This is a genomic window from Pseudomonas viciae, from assembly GCF_004786035.1.
GTDB lineage: Bacteria > Pseudomonadota > Gammaproteobacteria > Pseudomonadales > Pseudomonadaceae > Aquipseudomonas > Aquipseudomonas viciae.
In genome coordinates, this window is record NZ_CP035088.1 from 1,859,528 (window position 1) to 1,878,762 (window position 19,235).

A 19,235-nucleotide genomic window follows, 5' to 3' on the forward strand; every position below is an offset into this window, starting at 1 on the left:
ATGAAAGTTCTTATTACCGGGGCCAATGGCTTTGTCGGCAAGAACCTTACAGCCTACCTGCATGAACGCCACGACGTTCAGATCGTTCGATTTGGTCGCGAGGATGCGCCGTCCACTCTGTTGTCGATGTTGGAGGGTGTGGACTTTGTGTTTCATTTGGCCGGGGTCAATCGACCCCAGAATGTTCAGGAGTTCGGAGAGGGAAATACCGGCCTCACTGCAACATTGTGTGCCGCCATCAAGGCCACCGGTCGATCGATACCTGTGATTTACACCTCATCCATACAGGCGCAGGTCGATAATCCTTATGGGACGAGTAAACGGGACGCTGAGCAAGTTTTGCTTGATCTATCAAAACAGCAAGGCTCACCAGTTTACCTTTATCGTTTGCCCAACGTTTTCGGAAAATGGGCACGACCTGACTATAATTCGGCTGTAGCGACGTTCTGCCATAATCTGGTTCGAGACCTACCGATTACCGTTAATGATCCCGCTGCGCCACTACAGTTGGTTTATATCGACGATGTCATCCAGAGCTTTATCGACGTGATGGATGGTGGCCTCGCAGAAGGTCCCTATCTGGATGTGCAACCGGTCTATGCCACAACGGTGGGAGCGTTAGTCGATCAACTGCAGGCGTTCAAGCAAAGCCGCGACACCCTGATCACCGAACGGGTTGGGACGGGGTTGGTCCGTGCTTTGTACTCCACTTATCTGAGCTATTTTACCCCGGCAGTTTTCACCTACGAAGTGCCCAAGCATGGTGATGCGCGAGGCGTCTTCGTTGAAATGCTCAAGACCCCGGACTCCGGTCAGTTCTCCTACTTCACGGCCCACCCGGGTATCACACGGGGAGGGCATTACCATCACAGCAAAACCGAAAAGTTCCTGGTTATTAAAGGTCAGGCCTGCTTCCGTTTCCGGCACATCGTCAGCGGAGAGTTCTATGAACTCTTCACTGATGGTGAAACGCCCAAGATCGTGGAAACCGTGCCCGGTTGGAGTCATGACATCACCAACATTGGCGAAACTGAAATGATCGTAATGCTGTGGGCTAACGAAATTTTTGATCGTGAGCGGCCAGACACGTACGCCATGCCTGTTGTTACCCAGGCCTGAGGGATTGGTCATGAATACTGTATTGAAGAAGTTGAAAGTTGTCACCGTGGTGGGTACTCGTCCTGAAATCATCCGTTTATCGCGGGTCATGGCGGCATTGGATAAGTACTGTGAGCATGTACTCGTGCACACCGGTCAGAATTACGACTATGAGTTGAACGAGATTTTTTTCCAGGACTTGGGTATCCGCAAGCCCGACTACTTCTTGAATGCTGCTGGCAGCACCGGCGCAGAAACCATTGGCAATGTGATCATCGCCGTGGACCGGGTGTTGGCGACTATTCAACCTGAGGCCTTGCTGGTGTTAGGTGACACTAATAGTTGCATGGCAGTGATTCCCGCCAAACGGCGTAAAATCCCCACGTTCCATATGGAAGCCGGAAACCGTTGTTTTGACATGCGCGTCCCTGAAGAGATCAACCGACGCATCGTTGACCACACAGCTGACATCAATCTGACCTATAGCTCAATTGCCCGCGACTATTTGCTCAGTGAGGGCTTGCCCGCCGATCGTGTGATTAAGACCGGCAGTCCGATGTTCGAGGTGCTTGGTTATTACCGCGATAGCATTTTGGCGTCGGATGTTTTAACGCGACTTGATTTGGAAGCGGGCAAGTTCTTTTTAGTCAGTGCACACCGTGAAGAGAATGTCGATTCGGACAAAAATTTCCTGAAGTTGGTCGAGGTGCTCAACACGGTTGCCAGCACATTTGGCCAGCCCGTTATCGTTTCCACACATCCGCGTACCCAAAAGCGTGTCGATGCCATGGGCATCGTGTTCCATGAAAATGTCCGACTGCTGAAGCCGTTGGGGTTTATGGATTACAACAAGCTGCAACTAGAGTCTCGTGCGGTATTGTCTGACAGCGGTACCATCAATGAAGAGTCCTCCATTCTCAACTTTCCAGCTTTGAATCTGCGTGAAGCCCATGAGCGACCAGAAGGTATGGAGGAGGCAGCGGTGATGATGGTTGGTTTGGAGGTTGAGCGAGTCCTGCAAGCACTGAATATTCTCCAATCGCAACTATCAGGCACCGAGCGCAGCTTGCGTCTGGTGGCGGACTACAGCATGCCTAACGTTTCCGAGAAAGTAGCCAGGATTGTGCACAGCTATACCGACTACGTGAACCGTGTTGTGTGGAAACGGTACTGAGTCGAGCCTTGAATATGCCTGAGAGTAAGCTAAGTATTTTGGTGGTCACGCAATACTTCTGGCCGGAAAACATGCGCATCAACGATCTGGTGCGTGATTTTACTGAAAAAGGGCATTCGGTTACGGTGCTCACTGGAGTGCCTAATTATCCGGAAGGGAAGGAGTTCGAGACGCATAAGTCCGCACCTGAGCAGTTCGTCGAATATTATGGTGCGCGTATCGTCAGGGTCCCCATGGCTCCGCGCGGGAAACGCAGTATTCAGTTGGTTTTCAACTATCTTAGTTTTTTTACCAGCGCTTCCACCGTCGGCGCTTATGCGCTTCGCGGGCGTGCTTTCGATGCGATCTTCGTCTATGCAGTGTCGCCTATCATGGCGGCTATCCCGGCCTTGGTGATCGGTCGCTTGAAGAAAACTCCCGTTTTCATTTGGGTACTGGATTTGTGGCCGGAAACATTGAGAGCGGTGGGCGTTCTGAAGAAACCGGCGCTGCTGTCCTTGGTTGGCCGAATGGTGTCGCGAATCTATAACCGCGCTGACTACCTTCTACTGCAATCAAGTGGTTTTTTTGAGAACGTTAGAGGTTACTGCACTCGGCCTATAGATCCGCAACGCCTGATCTACTTCCCCAGTTGGGCTGAAGACGACTTTTCCGGGCCTTCGGATCACTCGGTCTCGATACTCGCGCGCGATGAGTCGGTATTTACCGTGGTTTTTGCGGGTAATTTGGGCGAGGCACAGGATTTTCCTGCCGTGCTGGATGCCGCAGAACAATTGCGTGGGAAAGTCGCGGTGCGTTGGGCCATCGTGGGGGATGGCCGGATGAGTAAATGGCTGAGTCAGCAGGTGAGCGCACGTGGCTTGGATAATGTTTTGCTCCTCGGTAGACATCCGCTGCAGGCTATGCCGACCTTGTTCGCGAATGCTGATGCTTTGTTGGTTTCGTTGAAGACCAACGATGTGTTTGAAAAAACCATACCCGGCAAAGTTCAAGCTTATCTAGCCTCAGGCAAACCTCTGCTGGGTATGATCAATGGTGAAGCCGCGCGCGTAATCAACGAGTCAGGTGCTGGCTTTACTTGTGCGTCGGGCGATGCCAAAGGCTTGGCGCGCATCACTCAAGCCCTGGCTGATACTTCCCCATCCCAACGTAAAGTCATGGGTGAAAACGGTCGTGACTATTACCTTCAGCATTATTCCAAAAAGCAATTACTGGCGCGTTTGGAAGACCTCTTCAGAAAAGCCACGCTACGCAAGGTGAGCCACCGATGAAGCACAATATCCTGGTGACTGGAGCGAGTGGGTTTGTAGGTGGGGCGGTAATCGAACGACTGCAAGCAGACGGTGAGAAGTCTGTAATCGCAGTCGTTCGCGGTGAAGGGCGTTTATCGGCGCCCGTCAGCATTGCGCGGATCGAAACATTTTCTCCGCAAACCCAATGGCAACCACACCTGCTCAACGTGGATACCGTTATTCATTGCGGTGCTCGTGTGCATGTGATGAATGATACCGAAGCTGACCCACTTGGCGCCTTTCGGCGGGTCAATGTGGAAGGAACGATCAATTTTGCAAGGCAGGCAGCTGCGGCCAACGTGCGTCGTTTTATTTTTATCAGCTCTATCAAAGTCAATGGTGAAGGTACATTGCCTGGCAATCCTTACACCGCTGCTGATGTACCTGCGCCTGCGGACCCCTATGGCATTTCCAAGAGCGAGGCGGAGCAAAGCCTGAAGCAGATCGCGCAGATGACGGGAATGGAAGTGGTCATTATCCGCCCTGTCTTGGTATATGGGCCGGGGGTGAAGGCTAACTTTTTGAGCATGATGCGTTGGTTGGACAAAGGCGTACCTTTGCCATTCGGTGCGATTAATAATCGCCGCAGTCTGGTGAGCATCGACAATTTAGTCGACCTGATCGTGATATGCATCGATCACCCGCAAGCGGCGAATCAGACGTTTCTGGTTAGTGATGGGGAGGACCTGTCCACCACGGCGTTACTTAGTCGTATGGCCCGCTCGCTGGGTAAGCCTGCTCGACTTATTCCAGTTCCCAGCTGGATCCTGGAGTGTGGTGCCAAGGCGTTGGGTAAAGCCACATTGTCTCAGCGTTTGTGTGGTTCTCTGCAAGTCGATATCGAAAAGACCCGGGCACTCTTGAATTGGACCCCTCCCGTGAGCGTCGATGACGCACTGGACAAGACAGCGCGGCACTTCAGGATGAACCCAACGAAATGATGTACTTCTGGTTATTTGTCTCTGTCGCGACGGTTTCGCTGTTCTTGACAGCGGCGCTGCGACGCTACGCCATGGCGCGTAGCATCATTGACGTTCCCAACGCACGCAGCTCGCATAGTATCCCGACGCCCAGAGGCGGCGGTGTCTCCATTGTCGTGGCGTTCCTGCTGACGTTGGCTTTGCTGGGTCAACTGGGCTTGGTTCCGCTCGAATACGCCGTAGCGTTGGGTGGTGCAGGTGCATTGGTCGCCATCGTTGGGTTCATGGATGACCATGGGCATATTGCCGCGCGGTGGCGACTGCTTGGGCATTTTAGTGCGGCTGTTTGGGCATTGTTATGGCTAAAGGGTTTGGCGCCCTTGAGACTGTTTGGTGTGAGCTTCGATTTATCTTGGCTTGGGCATGTCCTCGCGGCTTTTTACCTGGTCTGGATTCTAAACTTATATAACTTCATGGACGGTATTGACGGTATCGCCAGTGTAGAAGCGTTGCTGGCATGCTTGAGCGCAAGCCTGCTCTATGTGCTGACGGGCTTCACTGATCTGGTCTGGCCACCGCTGATGCTGGCGGCTGCAGTGCTGGGTTTTCTGTTTTGGAATTTCCCGCCCGCGAAGATTTTCATGGGGGATGCGGGCAGTGGTTTCTTGGGTATAGCTCTTGGGGTTATCTCTCTGCAGGTAGCTTGGGTATCTCAGGACTTGTTCTGGGCCTGGCTTATTCTGCTGGGTGTCTTTATCGTCGATGCAACTGTCACTTTGCTTCGGCGCCTGATACGAGGCGACAAGGTCTATGAGGCTCATCGCAGCCATGCCTATCAGTTTGCTTCGCGTCAGTATGGTCGGCATCTGCCGGTGACGCTGGCGGTGGCTGCAATCAATTTGTTCTGGTTGTTGCCTCTGGCGGCATGTGTCGTGTTGTGGCAGCTGGATGGCGCGTTGGCTTTGATAGTGGCTTACGTGCCGTTGGTGCTGCTGGCCCATAGGTTTCATGCTGGCGGGCTTGAGAGCGCCTGATTTCAGGGTAAGGTTTCCGGCTTCCGTTTTTCCCACATTGATGATGTGACCGCGTGCATCAGGAATGGATTTGTTTAGGAGCGGGTCAAGGTGCGTGAAGGGTTTATAGATAAGTTAAGAGCCGCTTTGTTGGGATTGCCAAGACGCCATAAACGCGCGATCCAAGTGGCGACAGATATCATATTGGTCTGGATTGCCCTGTGGCTGGCGTTCATTGTTCGACTGGGGGTCGAGGTATTGGCCAGCCCTATCGCAACACATCTTTGGCTTTTCGCATCGGCCCCACTGGTTGCCATTCCGATTTTCATTCGCTTTGGCATGTATCGCGCCGTCATGCGTTATTTCGGTAACGACGCGTTGATCACCATCTGCAAGGCGGTGAGCCTCTCCGCTTTGTTACTGGCGCTCGTGGTGTACTGGTACAGCAACCATAAAACCGTGGTACCTCGCTCGATCATATTCAACTATTGGTGGCTGAGCCTCATCATGATTGGTGGCTTGCGCCTGGTGATGCGGCAATATTTCCTCGGCGACTGGTTTACCGCAGCCCAGCATGTCCCGTTTACCAATCGTGACGATGGCCTGCCCAAGGTTGCTATTTATGGTGCCGGGGCCGCAGGTAACCAACTCGTGGCCGCATTGCGTATGGGGCGGGTGATGCGTCCGGTCGCGTTCATTGACGATGACCGCAGCATCGCTGACCGCGTTATTGCAGGGTTACAGGTCTACCAGCCCAAACATATCCAAAAGATGATTGATGCAACTGGTGCGCAGGAAATTCTGCTGGCGGTACCTTCTTCATCCCGAGGCCGTCGTCGAGAGATATTGACGCTGCTTGAAAGGTTCCCGCTGCATGTGCGCAGCGTCCCGGGCTTCATGGATCTGGCCAGCGGCCGGGTCAAGGTCGATGATATTCAGGAAGTCGATATCGCGGACCTCCTCGGGCGCGATGCAGTGCCAGCTCAAGCCGATTTGCTTAAACATTGCATCACAGGACAGGCCGTTCTAGTGACCGGGGCCGGGGGATCCATCGGCTCTGAACTTTGTCGGCAAATCCTGACGCTAAAGCCAACAACGCTGCTGCTTTTCGAGCATAGCGAATTCAATCTATATAGCATCTTGTCAGAACTTGAGCCTCGTATAGTTCGAGAGTCGTTATCTGTTCGGTTGTTGCCTATCCTGGGGTCCGTAAGGGATCAGGACAAGTTGCTGGACGTGATGAAAACCTGGAATGTCGACACGGTCTATCATGCCGCCGCCTATAAACATGTTCCGATGGTTGAACACAACATCGCCGAAGGTATCCTGAACAATGTGATTGGAACGTTGAATACCGCGCAGGCTGCGTTGCAGGCAGGTGTGTCCAACTTCGTCTTGATCTCCACAGACAAGGCTGTGCGCCCGACCAATGTAATGGGCAGCACCAAGCGACTCGCTGAACTGACCTTACAGGCCCTCAGTCGCGAGCTGGCGCCCGTGCTGTTTGGCGACAAAGCCAACGTATCCCGCGTTAATAAAACCCGTTTTACGATGGTCCGGTTCGGCAACGTACTGGGCTCGTCCGGGTCGGTTATTCCGCTGTTCCATAAACAGATCAAGTCCGGTGGGCCACTGACCGTCACCCATCCGAAGATCACGCGCTATTTCATGACCATTCCCGAAGCTGCTCAGCTGGTGATTCAGGCAGGCTCCATGGGCTTGGGCGGGGACGTGTTTGTGCTGGATATGGGCGAGCCGGTAAGGATTGTCGAGCTGGCGGAAAAAATGATTCATTTGTCTGGTTTGAGTATCCGCTCGGAGAAAAATCCCCACGGCGACATCTCGATCAAGTTCACGGGCCTGCGTCCAGGCGAGAAGCTTTACGAGGAGTTGCTGATTGGCGACAACGTCGTTGCGACCCAGCACCCGATGATCATGAGTGCCAACGAAGATCATCTGCCTTGGGATGTGCTCAAGGCCAGCCTGTCGGAGCTGCTCGCTGCCATTGAGCACGATGATTACGCCAGAGTCCGCCAGTTGCTTAGGAACACGGTCAGCGGCTACGCCCCGGACGGGGAGATTGTCGACTGGATCTATCAGCAGCGCCGCCTTGATCCCTGATTGTTACACATACTGTAACGTACACATTTTTGACAGTGATTCATCATCGCCTAAGTTTGAGAGGCAGCTTCGGAAAAGCTGCTTCTCTCTCAACGATGTCATGGAGCGTCACTTATGCGTACAGGCTATTTCTACTCTCTGCTTTTTGCCCTTCTGACCAGCGCCTCTATAGCGGTTATCGCTGCGCCTACGGTCAAAATCGAGACGGCAGTTGCGCCTCCGGCAACGGAAGTATCGGCAAAGCCGCAGGGCGCCAAGGTGGATCTTAACGGGGCAGATGCCGCTACGCTGCAACGCGAGTTGGCGGGGATAGGTGAGGCCAAGGCCAAGGCGATTGTTGCGTACCGTGAGAGTAATGGGGCCTTCTCGTCGGTGGAGGAATTGCTGGAGGTCAAGGGGATTGGCAAGGCGCTTCTGGACAGGAATCGTGACAAGCTGGAAGTGAACTGAGGCGAGATAGTGAGGAAGGCCGGTCGAGATGACTGGCCTTTTGCGTTCTGGCGGATGGAAAACTACGGCAACGATTGTGGCGGGGATCCAGTTTCGGGATATTGGCATGCCGATATGGCACAAATCGTGATTACTCATTGCCAAACGATTGTTGAACAATCTCGAGCCCCCGACCATGAACAGCGAACTCTCATTAGCCGACCACATCACCCTCGAACTACGTGCCGACATCATCGGCGGTCGCTTGCTGCCCGGCATGGCCTTGGTGGAAAGCGACCTGGTGTCGGCCTACAACGTTTCACGCAATACCATTCGTGAGGCGTTGCATCGTCTGGGGCAGGAGGGGTTGACTCGTTATGTGCGTAACAAGGGGGTGATGGTCCGCAGGTTGAACGTTGGTGATGTGCAAGACTTGTTCAAGGTCCGTCGCACTCTGGAGCTCCAAGCCATCCTAGGCAGTCAGCCTCTGCGTGAGTATCAATCCGACCGAATGCTCGAAGCCCTCGAGGCAGCCGAGCTGGCTCGGGAGCGTGAGGACTGGCGTGCGGTCGGTACTCATGGCTTGGCGTTCCATCAACACGTCGTTGGGTTGATGGGCAGCCCGTTACTCAATGAGTTTTTCACCAACGTAGTTGCGCAATTACGCCTGGTGTTTTGCGCCGCGCCCGATGAACCGCGCTTCCAGGCACCGTGGTTATCCCGGGATCGCGACATTCATGACTGGCTGGCCGAAGGCGACAAGGGCGCGGCCTATGAAGCGATGAGTCTTTATCTCGACGATTCCGAGCAACAGCTTCTGCAGTTCCTGACCCCATCGATCCACCACTGATCAAGGATCCGCGCCATGTACAAAGACTACCCAGCCGCCTACCAGGTCAGCAAAGGCTCAGCCCTGCAGGTGGACAAACCCTTCTACGACCGCATCCGTGCCGAGCAGGGCCAGCGCACACTGATCGAACAGTTCGAAGTGCCAATCCGCACGGGGAGGGCGTGGCATGTGCCGGCTGGGCATGTGTTTCGTGTCACGACACCTGTAGGCCCGCAGGTGGGCGACTTCAACGTCTGGAACGCCCACGATCCGCGGGAGCGCCTGTGGGCGGCGCGCACGCGTCAGCTTCAGGGCGCCCACGTCAGCACCTATGATCGGTTGTGGTCGAACCTGCCATTCCTCAGGCCATTGGTGACGATCACTGATGACAGCCTCGCTGGCTACGGAATTGATGAGCATGGCGGGCGGTTGCACGATTTGCTGGGGACCCGCTGTGACCCCTACGTGAACAAGATGCTCACCGGCGAGGACTTCCACCATCACTGCCACTCGAACCTGACCCGTGCGGTGTTGCCCCATGGCTTGACGGAGTTCGATGTGCACGACGTATTGAATATTTTCCAGTGCACCGGGCTCAATCATGACGACATGTACTTCATGAAGGCTTGCCCGGCACAGAAAGGTGATTACCTGGAGTTTTTTGCCGAGATCGATTTGCTGTGTGCTTTGTCTACTTGCCCCGGCGGGGACTTGTCGTTGGCGATGTGGGGGCCGGATGCGCAGGATCCACTCAGTGTCTGTCGTCCGCTGGGGGTGGAGATCTATCGGTTGGAGGATTCATTGCTGGAAGGCTGGAGCCAGCCTGAGCGGGCGGCGTACAAGGGGTTGCATGGGTTGCACATTGCCAAGGCGGATTGGGAGAAGTAACGCTGCGCGGGCTGTCTATGTGCAGACCCTTGTGGCGGGGGATAAATCTCCTCGCCACAAAAGTGTTGGGCAGGTCAGCAATCAGCGATCCTTGGCCTCCTTCGCATCCATCTCCGCATTGCGCTCGGCAACACGCTTACGCTGTTCATCGGTCAGCTCAACCTTGTTGGCGGTGTCGCGCAGCATCATCAAACCACCAACGATCGAGCCGATTGCAACAATCAGAATCAACCAGGCATACCAGGGCATAGGGCTCTCCTTGAGGGGGCGATGGACGAACGAACATTTCGCCGGTCCATCGCCCCTACCACTTATGAGCGAAGGTTGTTCGCAGTGGTTCCATACTACGCCCGTTGCGCCGGGTTCACCTTAAAGCCCGGTGAGCATCGCATCGGCCGGGGCATCGGCGCGTAGCTGTGCGGTGAGCATGAAATACAGGAAACCTACCGCCATGAAACCGAGGAAGATCAGCCCGATCAGCGCGTTGAACCAAGCCATTGCCGCCAGGCACACCACGGCCAATACCAAGGCGATGCCGGGTACAAGCGGATAACCCGGCGCCCGGAAGGTGCGTTCCAGGTTGGGTTCGGTTTTACGCAATTTGAACAGGCTGAGCATGCTCATGATGTACATGACGATGGCGCCGAACACGGCCATGGTGATCATCGCCGCCGTCAGGGTCATGCCGCCGAGGTTGATCAAACCGTCGCTGTAGATCGCCGCGATGCCGATCAGCCCGCCGGCGATGATGGCCCGGTGCGGGGTCTGGAAGCGGGACAGTTTGGCGAGGGAGGCGGGCAGGTAGCCGGCGCGGGCCAGGGCGAAGAATTGCCGCGAGTAACCAAGGATGATGCCGTGGAAACTCGCCACCAGGCCGAACAGGCCGATCCATACCAGCATGTGCAACCAGCCGGAGCTTTCGCCAACCACGGTTTTCATGGCTTGGGGCAGCGGATCGTTGATGTTCGACAGCGTGCGCCAGTCGCCAACACCGCCGGCGAAGAACATCACGCCCATGGCCAGGACCACCAGGGTCAGGATGCCGCTGATGTAGGCCTTGGGAATCGTACGTTTTGGGTCCTTGGCTTCTTCAGCGGCCATCGCAGCGCCTTCGATAGCCAGGAAGAACCAGATGGCGAAGGGAATTGCCGCGAACATCCCCGCAATCGCCGGCGCGCCGAACACATCGGAGCCGGCCCAGCCGTTCAAGGCAAAGTTACTGAAACTGAACGCCGGGGCCACGACGCCCATGAACACCAGCAGTTCGGCCACCGCCAATACGCAGACGATCAGCTCGAACGTCGCCGCCAGTTTCACCCCGAGGATGTTCAGGCCCATGAACACGATGTAGGCACCGACCGCCGCGTGTTTCGGGTCCAGGGCCGGGAACTGCACGTTCAGGTAGGCGCCGATGGCCAGGGCAATGGCCGGTGGGGCGAAGACGAATTCAATCAGTGTCGCCAGCCCGGCGATCAAGCCGCCTTTCTCGCCGAAGGCGCGACGGCTGTAGGCAAACGGTCCGCCGGCATGAGGAATGGCGGTAGTCAGTTCGGTGAAACTGAAGATGAAGCAGGTGTACATGGCCGCGACCATGAACGATGTCACCAGAAAGCCCAGCGTCCCGGCAACGCCCCAGCCGTAGCTCCAGCCGAAATACTCGCCGGAAATTACTAAGCCGACGGCGATGCCCCATAAATGCAGGGTGCCCAGGGTCGGTTTGAGTTGTGTGTTCATCGGTGGCTCCCCTTTGATCTATAGCAAAAGCGCTGGAAGGGGGCATTGCAGTGGGCGTGCCAGGGTAGCGGGAGCCGTCGTAAAGGCTGAAATCGTGTCGTATCGGGGATGTTCGCTGCCGGATCGCTCGGTTTTGTGCTCCAGTTCAGGGCATCAGTGGCTGGGCTGGCCTCATCGCGAGCAAGCTCGCTCCCACGGGGGATCTTCAGTGGCCACAGACTTTCTATTCACAACAGGTCAAATGTGGGAGCGAGCTTGCTCGCGATGAGGCCATCCCAGTTAGCCGAAAAAACCATTCTTTACACATTCTTTATCACCCAAGCCCCCCTTAGATCTCGTTCCTTTACAGCCTCCCTGCCGACAATCACTCCACACACGGCACGACGCCGTACCACGGAGAAATCCCATGAGCCTTCTGGACGGGGTGTCGCTGCTGCTGGCAGTGGCGCTGTTCATTTATCTACTGGTCGCGCTGTTGCGCGCGGATCGGAACTAGGAGCGGCTATGCACGGTTATGACTACGGGCTGATCCTCGCCTTTTTCGCGTTGGTGCTGATTCCGGCCCCATTTCTGGGGCGTTTTTACTACCGGGTGATGGAAGGCCAGCGCACTTGGCTTTCACCCATTCTTGGCCCGCTGGAGCGTGGTTGCTATCGCCTGGCAGGGGTCGATCCCGCTGTTGAGCAGAGTTGGCAGAAATACACCCTGGCCTTGCTCGCCTTCAACCTGGCGGGTTTTTCGCTGTTGTTCGCAATCCTGCTGTTGCAGGGCCATTTGCCTCTCAACACTGAGAAAGTGCCGGGCATGGAGTGGACCCAGGCCTTCAACACTGCCGTCAGTTTCATGACCAACACCAACTGGCAGTCCTACAGCGGCGAAGCGTCCCTGAGCTACCTGAGCCAGATGATCGGCCTGACGGTGCAGAACTTCGTCAGTGCCGCCACCGGCCTGGCCGTGCTGGTGGCGCTGTGTCGCGGGATCGGGCGCAAATCCACCGCAACGCTGGGTAACTTCTGGGTCGACATGACCCGTGCCACCCTCTACGGGCTGTTGCCTCTGTGCCTGCTGCTGGCGCTGTTCCTGGTGTGGCAGGGCGTGCCGCAAACTTTCGCGCATTATGTGCACGGGGTGACGATGCAGGGCGTGGATCAGGTGATCCCATTGGGTCCGGCCGCCAGCCAGATCGCGATCAAGCAACTGGGCACCAACGGCGGCGGTTTCTTCGGCGTCAACTCGGCGCACCCGTTCGAGAACCCGACGGCCTGGAGCAATCTGTTTGAAGTCGCGTCGATCATCCTGATCCCCGCCGCGCTGGTGTTCACCTTCGGTCATTACGTCAAGGACCTGCGCCAGAGCCGGGCGATCATCGCCTGCATGCTTGTGCTGTTTTTGCTCGGCGGCGTCACGTCACTGTGGGCCGAATCCCAGCCCAACCCGGCGCTGAACAACGCCGCTGTGGAGCAGACCGCGCCACTGGAGGGCAAGGAGGCTCGCTTTGGCACCACCGCCACGGTGCTGTGGTCGGTGACCACCACGGCGGCGTCCAATGGCTCGGTCAACGGCATGCACGATAGCCTCAACCCGCTCAGCGGCATGGTCTCGCTGGTGAACATGATGGTCGGCGAAGTGATCTTCGGCGGCGTCGGCGCCGGTCTCTACGGGATGTTGCTGAACGTGCTGATTGCGGTGTTCCTGGCCGGGTTGATGATTGGCCGCACCCCGGAATACCTGGGCAAGAAGCTCGGGGCCAGGGAAGTACAACTGCTGGTGGTAACCCTGCTGGTGATGCCCGTGAGCGTGCTGGTACTCGGTGCTATCGCCGCGAGCCTGCCCGGGCCGGTCGCAGCGGTGAGTAACCCTGGCGCCCATGGTTTCAGCCAGTTGCTGTACGCCTATACCTCGGCGGGGGCGAACAACGGTTCGGCCTTCGCAGGTTTCGGCGCCAACACGCCCTTCCACAACCTGATGCTGGGCCTGGGCATGTTGATCGGTCGTTTTGGCTACATCCTACCGGTGCTGGCGTTGGCCGGCAGCCTGGCGCTGAAGAAAACCGCGCCGATCGGCCAGAACAGCTTTCCCACCCACGGTCCGTTGTTTGTGACCTTGTTGACCGTGACCATCCTGCTGGTGGGCGGCCTGACCTTCCTGCCGACCCTGGCCCTGGGCCCGATCGCCGAACACCTGAGCCTGGGCTTCTGAGGGATATGAAGATGAATATGCCGATGAGCAAAACCGTCGTCGCCAAGGCGCCGGAGCAACCGAAAACCGCCATCTCCGCCCTGTGGCGGCCAGCCCTGGTACAAGCCTTCGTCAAGCTCGACCCGCGCCAATTGCACCGCGCCCCGGTGATGCTGGTGGTGGAGTTGACCGCGATCCTCACCACGGTATTGTGCTTCATTCCTGACAACGCCGTGCCGACCTTTGTTGCCGCGCAGATCGCCCTGTGGCTGTGGTTCACCGTGCTGTTCGCCAACTTCGCCGAAGCCTTGGCCGAGGGGCGCGGCAAGGCCCGGGCTGACAGTCTCAAGGCCGGCAGCGAAGGGCTGAGCGCACGTCGCCAGACCGCCGACGGTTTTGAAGATGTCCCCGCTACCCGTTTGCGCAAAGGCGATGTGGTGCGCGTCGCAGCCGGGGAGATGATCCCCGGCGACGGTGAAGTGATCGAAGGCATCGCTGCGGTCAACGAGGCGGCGATCACTGGCGAGTCGGCACCGGTCATCCGCGAATCCGGCGGGGATCGCTCGGCCGTCACCGGCAATACGCGGCTGGTCTCCGACTGGTTGCTGATACGCATCACCAGCAACCCTGGCGAGTCCACCCTGGACCGCATGATCGCGTTGGTCGAAGGCGCCAAGCGCCAGAAAACCCCGAATGAAGTGGCGCTGGATATCCTGCTGATCGGCCTGACGCTGATCTTCCTGCTGGTGGTGGTGACGCTGCAACCGTTCGCCCATTTCGCCAACGGCAACCTGCCGCTGGTGTTTCTGGTGGCGCTGTTGGTGACGTTGATTCCCACCACCATCGGCGGGCTGCTGTCGGCCATCGGCATTGCCGGGATGGATCGGCTGGTGCGCCTGAACGTGATCGCCAAGTCCGGCCGCGCGGTAGAGGCGGCGGGGGACGTGCATGTGTTGATGCTGGACAAGACCGGCACCATCACCTTTGGCAATCGTCGCTGTGCAGCGGTCTATACCGCCCCTGGTGTGAGCACCAAAGAGCTGGCCGAAGGCGCGCTGTTCGCTTCGCTGGCCGACGACACGGCTGAGGGCAAGTCTATCGTCGAGTACCTGCGAGGCTTGCATGCGCAACCCGAACCAAGCCATGAGGCGTTGACCGCCGTACCGTTCAGTGCTGAAACCCGGTTGTCGGGTGTCGATTATCAGGGGCGCATTTACCGCAAGGGCGCCGTGGATTCGCTGCTGAGCTTTATCGGCCTGGCAAAAACCGAGTTGCCGCCAGCGTTGGCCCGGGAGGTCGACAAGATTGCCCAAAGCGGCGGTACGCCATTGTTGGTCTGTGTTGACGGCAAACTGTTGGGTGCCATTCATCTGAAGGATGTGGTCAAGCCCGGTATCCGCGAGCGTTTCGCCGAGCTGCGCAAGCTGGGGATCCGTACCGTGATGGTCACCGGCGACAACCCGCTGACCGCCGCTGCGATTGCTGCCGAGGCGGGTGTCGATGACGTGCTGGCCGAGGCCACGCCGGAGAAAAAACTGGCGCGCATCCGTCATGAGCAGAACGACGGTCGGCTGGTAGCGATGTGCGGCGACGGCGCCAACGACGCTCCGGCCCTGGCTCAGGCGGATGTCGGCATGGCGATGAACGACGGCACGCAAGCGGCGCGGGAGGCGGCCAACATGGTCGACCTCGACAGCGACCCGACCAAGTTGCTGGACGTGGTGCAGATCGGCAAGGAGTTGCTGGTGACCCGTGGCGCGCTGACGACGTTTTCCATCGCCAATGACATCGCCAAGTACTTCGCGATCCTGCCGGCGCTGTTCGCCTCGATCTATCCACAGCTCGGGGTGTTGAACGTGATGCACCTGAGCAGCCCGCAGAGCGCGATCCTCTCGGCCATCGTCTTCAACGCTTTGATCATTGTGGTGCTGATCCCCCTGGCTTTGCGTGGCGTCCGGGTGCAAGCGGCGAGCGCGGCGGCGCTGTTGCGGCGCAATCTGTTGATCTATGGCCTGGGTGGGATCGTGGTGCCGTTCGTGGGGATCAAGGCGATCGACATGTTGCTGACGGCGTTGGGGCTGGTTTGAGCCTGTTAACGACACCAACTTTTGACGTTGTTGCGAGGGGATTTATCCCCTCGCCACAGATGTGTTTTCAACTGAGGAAATTTGGATGTTCACATTAATTCGTCCGGCCTTGAGCCTGCTATTGCTGATGACCCTGATCACCGGCGTCGCTTACCCACTGCTGGTCACTGGCGTGGCGCAAGTCGCCTTTCCCTCCCAGGCCAACGGCAGCCTGATCGTCGATGCCGCCGGCAAGGTTCGTGGCTCGACGTTGATTGCCCAGGATTTCACTGGCGATGCCTGGTTTCATCCACGGCCATCGGCCGGGGCCTTCGCCACGGTAGCCAGCGGCGCCAGCAACTATTCTCCGAGCAACCCGGCCCTGGCGACGCGGGTGATCGAAGACGCCGGCAAACTGCAAGTGCCCGGTCAGGGCCCGGTACCGCTGGCGCTGTTGACCACCTCCGGCAGCGGGTTGGACCCGCACTTGCCACCGGCCGCGATTGCCTATCAACTGGCGCGTGTCGCCGCGGCGCGTAACCTGCCGGTTTCGACGGTGCAGCAATTGCTCGATGCCCACATCGAGCAACCCCTGGTGGGGCCGCCGGTGGTGAATGTGCTGGCGTTGAATCTGGCCCTGGAAAAACTGTAAACCTGTGGAAGTAGAGCCTGTGGGAGCAAAGCTTGCTCGCGATCAGGACGACACGGTTCAACGGCAGAACCGCGTTATCGTTCATCGCGAGCAAGCTTTGCTCCCACAGGGTGATTGAACATATTCGAAACAAGAGATCCCCCAGCATGAGCGACTCCGGCCGCGCCGACGCACTGTTAGCCAATCTGCCCCGCAACGACCGTGGCCGGCTCAAGGTTTTCCTTGGCGCGGCGCCCGGTGTCGGCAAGACCTTCGCCATGCTGCAAGCAGCCCACACTCAACTGCGCCAAGGCGTGAAAGTTGTCGCCGGTGTGGTGGAAACCCACGGTCGTGCCGAAACCGAAGCGCTGCTGGGCGGCCTGGTGCAGCAACCGTTGGTGCGTTCGGAGTATCGCGGGGTGATGCTCGAAGAGATGGACCTCGACGGCTTGCTCGCGGCCCGGCCGGCCCTGGTGCTGGTGGACGAACTGGCCCACAGCAACGCCCCCGGCAGCCGCCACGCCAAGCGCTGGCAAGACATTCAGGACCTCCTCGCCGCCGGCATCGATGTCTACACCACCGTCAACGTCCAGCATCTGGAAAGCCTCAACGATCAGGTCCGCGGCATCACCGGTGTGCAGGTTCGCGAGACACTCCCGGACTGGGTCTTGCAGGAGGCCGATGAACTGCTGCTGATCGACCTGCCATCGCGCGAGCTGCTGGAGCGTCTGCGCGATGGCAAGGTTTATGTGCCGGAGCAGGCGCGGGCGGCAATCGATGCGTTTTTCACCCAGACCAACCTGACCGCGTTGCGTGAACTGGCCATGCAAACCGCCGCGGCTCAGGTCGACAACGACCTTACCCAGGGTTATCGACAACTGGGCCAGGCCGCTCCGGCGGTGCGCGGGCGACTGCTGGTGGGGGTCGACGGTGACGTTCAGGCTGAACGTCTGGTACGCCACGCCAGCCGCGTTGCCCAGCGCCGACATCTGCCGTGGAGCCTGGTGCATGTGGACAACGGTGGCGCGCGGGACGAGTCGTCGCGCCAATACCTGCAAAGTGCTCAGCAACTGGCTGAGCGTCTCGGCGGGGAAGTGGTGCTGCTGCGGGCCGGCGAAGTCGCCAAGACCTTGATCCAGCACGCCACCGAGCGACGCGCGACGTTGGTGCTGGTGGGGCAGTCGCGGCCACGCCTGCGCAGGCGGCTGTTCGGTGGCGGCCTCGCTTCACGCCTGCTGCGCGATGCACGGGGCCTGGAAATCAATGTGCTGGACAGCGATGAACAACCGCGTCCCGCTCGCGTGCGTTCAAGTGCGGTGCAGACGGGGTTTGACTATGTGCTGGCGCTGCTGGCGACCGTGGCGGCCAGCGCCTTGGCCTGGGGCGTTTCGGGGTTGCTGGCGTTGCCCAATATTTCCCTGGTGTTTCTGATGGCGGTGTTGCTGGTAGCGGTACGCAGCAGCCTCGGCCCGGCGTTGGCCTGCGCGGCGCTGTCGTTCCTGGCTTATGATTTTCTGTTCATCCCGCCGAATTTTTCCCTCACCATCCAGCGTGAGGAAGATGTGCTGACGCTGGTGTTTTTCTTGCTGATGGCCGCCCTGACCGGCAACCTCGCGGCCCGTCAGCGCCGCCAGTTGCAGGCCCTGCGTGATACCCAGCAGGAAACCGGTGAGTTGCTCGATCTGTCGCGCAAACTCACTGCCGCCACCGACCGCCAGGCAGTGGTCAGCGCCGCCGCGCAGCACCTCAACAGCTTGCACGATTTGCAGCTTTGCTTGCTTAACCGCGACAGCCAGGGCAGTTGGAAGGTCGAGACCGGCGAGCCGTTGACCTTCACCGAAGCCGAACGTGCGGCGGCCGACTGGGCCTGGCAGCACGATCAGCCGGCCGGGGCTGGCACCGGGACGCTGCCGTCCGGGCGCTGGTGGTGGTGGCCGTTGTCGGCGGAGGGTGGGCCGCTGGCGCTGCTGGGCGTGTGCCCGAACGAAGGCAAGCCGCTGAGTGGCCAGCGACGCCGCTTGCTGGCCGCCCTCAGTCAGCCCCTGGCCCAGGCGCTGGCACGGGCGCAATTGGCCCAGGACCTGGAAGCGGCACGCTTGCATGGCGAGACCGAGCAACTGCGCAGCGCCTTGCTGGCGTCGGTGTCCCACGACTTGCGCACGCCGCTGACGTCCATGCGCGGCAGCATCGACAGTCTGCTGGCGCTGGGGGAGGCGATCCCGCTGGCGGATCGTCGTGAACTGCTCGAAGGCACCCGCGATGAGGCCGAGCGGCTGGATCGCTACATCCAGAACCTGCTGGACATGACCCGTCTCGGCCACGGCGCCCTGAAGCTGGCGCGGGACTGGGTGGCGCCGGCCGATATCGTCGGCAGCGCGCTGAACCGTCTGCGGGCGGTGCTGGCACCGCTGGCGGTCGGCGTCGAAGTGCCTGCCGAGTTGCCCTTGCTGTATGTCCACGCGGCGTTGATCGAGCAGGCCCTGGTCAACGTACTGGAGAACGCCGCGCGATTTTCACCGGCCCACGGGCGGTTGCTGCTGAGCGCCGGCACGACCGACAGCGAAGTGTTTTTTGCCGTCGCCGATGAAGGGCCGGGGATCCCTCAGGAAGAGCGGGAGAAAATCTTTGATATGTTCTACACCGCCGCCCGCGGCGATCGGGGTGGGCAGGGCACCGGGCTGGGGCTGGCAATCTGTCAGGGCATGGTCGGCGCCCACGGTGGACGAATCAGCGTCGACGACGGCCTCGACGGGCGTGGCACCTGCATCACGTTGCACCTGCCGTTGCAGCCTCAGCCGGGCATGGACGATGAAGCCTGAGCGGCGCTGCGTTATTCTCTTTTCACCTGATTGCCTTGAATGG

At 58.7% G+C, this 19,235-nt stretch carries 16 protein-coding genes; 14 read left to right on the top strand and 2 right to left on the bottom strand.

Going from position 1 to position 19,235, the window contains the following annotated elements:
- From wbjC to EPZ47_RS08580, 9 genes are all read left to right on the top strand, one after another.
- A complete protein-coding gene (wbjC, locus tag EPZ47_RS08540) occupies positions 1-1,119 on the top strand; it encodes a UDP-2-acetamido-2,6-beta-L-arabino-hexul-4-ose reductase (RefSeq protein ID WP_135844382.1) in 1,119 nt (372 codons plus the stop codon).
- Between the two features lie 22 nt (positions 1,120-1,141).
- Positions 1,142-2,272 (top strand): non-hydrolyzing UDP-N-acetylglucosamine 2-epimerase, encoded by a 1,131-nt coding sequence (wecB, locus tag EPZ47_RS08545; RefSeq protein WP_135847962.1) that lies wholly within the window; start codon positions 1,142-1,144, stop codon positions 2,270-2,272.
- 14 nt (positions 2,273-2,286) lie between these two features.
- Positions 2,287-3,543, top strand: a complete 1,257-nt coding sequence (locus tag EPZ47_RS08550; protein ID WP_178084242.1) for a glycosyltransferase family 4 protein — start codon at positions 2,287-2,289, stop codon at positions 3,541-3,543.
- Positions 3,540-4,505, top strand: a complete 966-nt coding sequence (locus tag EPZ47_RS08555; RefSeq protein ID WP_135844384.1) for a UDP-glucose 4-epimerase family protein — start codon at positions 3,540-3,542, stop codon at positions 4,503-4,505. The genes EPZ47_RS08550 and EPZ47_RS08555 overlap by 4 nt, the downstream gene beginning before the upstream one ends.
- Complete coding sequence (locus tag EPZ47_RS08560) at positions 4,502-5,518, top strand: MraY family glycosyltransferase (RefSeq protein ID WP_135844385.1); 1,017 nt, start codon at positions 4,502-4,504, stop codon at positions 5,516-5,518. Before EPZ47_RS08555 ends, EPZ47_RS08560 begins: the two co-directional genes overlap by 4 nt.
- A gap of 105 nt (positions 5,519-5,623) precedes the next feature.
- Positions 5,624-7,618 carry a polysaccharide biosynthesis protein gene (locus tag EPZ47_RS08565; RefSeq protein WP_135847963.1) on the top strand — a complete coding sequence of 665 codons (1,995 nt, stop codon included), beginning with the start codon at positions 5,624-5,626 and terminating at the stop codon, positions 7,616-7,618.
- A 114-nt stretch (positions 7,619-7,732) separates the two neighbouring features.
- Positions 7,733-8,068 (top strand): ComEA family DNA-binding protein, encoded by a 336-nt coding sequence (locus EPZ47_RS08570; protein ID WP_135844386.1) that lies wholly within the window; start codon positions 7,733-7,735, stop codon positions 8,066-8,068.
- A 175-nt stretch (positions 8,069-8,243) separates the two neighbouring features.
- On the top strand, positions 8,244-8,897 hold the full coding sequence (locus EPZ47_RS08575) for a GntR family transcriptional regulator (RefSeq protein WP_135844387.1): 654 nt from the start codon (positions 8,244-8,246) through the stop codon (positions 8,895-8,897).
- Positions 8,898-8,912: 15 nt separating this feature from the next.
- A complete protein-coding gene (locus EPZ47_RS08580; protein ID WP_135844388.1) occupies positions 8,913-9,764 on the top strand; it encodes an urea carboxylase-associated family protein in 852 nt (283 codons plus the stop codon).
- An 81-nt stretch (positions 9,765-9,845) separates the two neighbouring features.
- On the opposite strand, the gene EPZ47_RS08585 is transcribed toward EPZ47_RS08580, so the two are convergent.
- Positions 9,846-10,013, bottom strand: coding sequence for a DUF2897 family protein (locus tag EPZ47_RS08585; RefSeq protein ID WP_003183831.1), 168 nt, complete (start codon positions 10,011-10,013; stop codon positions 9,846-9,848).
- Positions 10,014-10,133: 120 nt separating this feature from the next.
- Positions 10,134-11,498, bottom strand: a complete 1,365-nt coding sequence (eat, locus tag EPZ47_RS08590) for an ethanolamine permease (RefSeq protein ID WP_135844389.1) — start codon at positions 11,496-11,498, stop codon at positions 10,134-10,136.
- Positions 11,499-11,904: 406 nt separating this feature from the next.
- Here eat and kdpF point away from each other — a divergent pair, with 406 nt between their 5' ends.
- From kdpF to EPZ47_RS08615, 5 genes are all read left to right on the top strand, one after another.
- Positions 11,905-11,994, top strand: a complete 90-nt coding sequence (kdpF, locus tag EPZ47_RS08595; protein ID WP_123414586.1) for a K(+)-transporting ATPase subunit F — start codon at positions 11,905-11,907, stop codon at positions 11,992-11,994.
- 8 nt (positions 11,995-12,002) lie between these two features.
- A complete protein-coding gene (gene kdpA, locus EPZ47_RS08600) occupies positions 12,003-13,697 on the top strand; it encodes a potassium-transporting ATPase subunit KdpA (protein ID WP_135844390.1) in 1,695 nt (564 codons plus the stop codon).
- An 11-nt stretch (positions 13,698-13,708) separates the two neighbouring features.
- Positions 13,709-15,763, top strand: a complete 2,055-nt coding sequence (kdpB, locus tag EPZ47_RS08605) for a potassium-transporting ATPase subunit KdpB (protein WP_135844391.1) — start codon at positions 13,709-13,711, stop codon at positions 15,761-15,763.
- 85 nt (positions 15,764-15,848) lie between these two features.
- On the top strand, positions 15,849-16,394 hold the full coding sequence (kdpC, locus tag EPZ47_RS08610; protein WP_135844392.1) for a potassium-transporting ATPase subunit KdpC: 546 nt from the start codon (positions 15,849-15,851) through the stop codon (positions 16,392-16,394).
- Positions 16,395-16,540: 146 nt separating this feature from the next.
- Positions 16,541-19,192, top strand: a complete 2,652-nt coding sequence (locus tag EPZ47_RS08615) for a sensor histidine kinase (RefSeq protein ID WP_135844393.1) — start codon at positions 16,541-16,543, stop codon at positions 19,190-19,192.
- Positions 19,193-19,235: the final 43 nt, after the last annotated feature.

What these genes read in the sequence shown, in the direction of transcription:
- kdpB (WP_135844391.1), top strand. Translation starts at nt 13,709, where the DNA reads ATGAATATGCCGATGAGCAAAACCGTCGTCGCCAAGGCGCCGGAGCAA.
- EPZ47_RS08570 (WP_135844386.1), top strand. Translation starts at nt 7,733, where the DNA reads ATGCGTACAGGCTATTTCTACTCTCTGCTTTTTGCCCTTCTGACCAGC.
- kdpA (WP_135844390.1), top strand. Translation starts at nt 12,003, where the DNA reads ATGCACGGTTATGACTACGGGCTGATCCTCGCCTTTTTCGCGTTGGTG.
- eat (WP_135844389.1), bottom strand. Translation starts at nt 11,498, where the DNA reads ATGAACACACAACTCAAACCGACCCTGGGCACCCTGCATTTATGGGGC.
- EPZ47_RS08585 (WP_003183831.1), bottom strand. Translation starts at nt 10,013, where the DNA reads ATGCCCTGGTATGCCTGGTTGATTCTGATTGTTGCAATCGGCTCGATC.
- EPZ47_RS08615 (WP_135844393.1), top strand. Translation starts at nt 16,541, where the DNA reads ATGAGCGACTCCGGCCGCGCCGACGCACTGTTAGCCAATCTGCCCCGC.
- EPZ47_RS08550 (WP_178084242.1), top strand. Translation starts at nt 2,287, where the DNA reads ATGCCTGAGAGTAAGCTAAGTATTTTGGTGGTCACGCAATACTTCTGG.
- kdpF (WP_123414586.1), top strand. Translation starts at nt 11,905, where the DNA reads ATGAGCCTTCTGGACGGGGTGTCGCTGCTGCTGGCAGTGGCGCTGTTC.
- wbjC (WP_135844382.1), top strand. Translation starts at nt 1, where the DNA reads ATGAAAGTTCTTATTACCGGGGCCAATGGCTTTGTCGGCAAGAACCTT.
- EPZ47_RS08555 (WP_135844384.1), top strand. Translation starts at nt 3,540, where the DNA reads ATGAAGCACAATATCCTGGTGACTGGAGCGAGTGGGTTTGTAGGTGGG.
- kdpC (WP_135844392.1), top strand. Translation starts at nt 15,849, where the DNA reads ATGTTCACATTAATTCGTCCGGCCTTGAGCCTGCTATTGCTGATGACC.
- EPZ47_RS08575 (WP_135844387.1), top strand. Translation starts at nt 8,244, where the DNA reads ATGAACAGCGAACTCTCATTAGCCGACCACATCACCCTCGAACTACGT.
- EPZ47_RS08580 (WP_135844388.1), top strand. Translation starts at nt 8,913, where the DNA reads ATGTACAAAGACTACCCAGCCGCCTACCAGGTCAGCAAAGGCTCAGCC.
- EPZ47_RS08560 (WP_135844385.1), top strand. Translation starts at nt 4,502, where the DNA reads ATGATGTACTTCTGGTTATTTGTCTCTGTCGCGACGGTTTCGCTGTTC.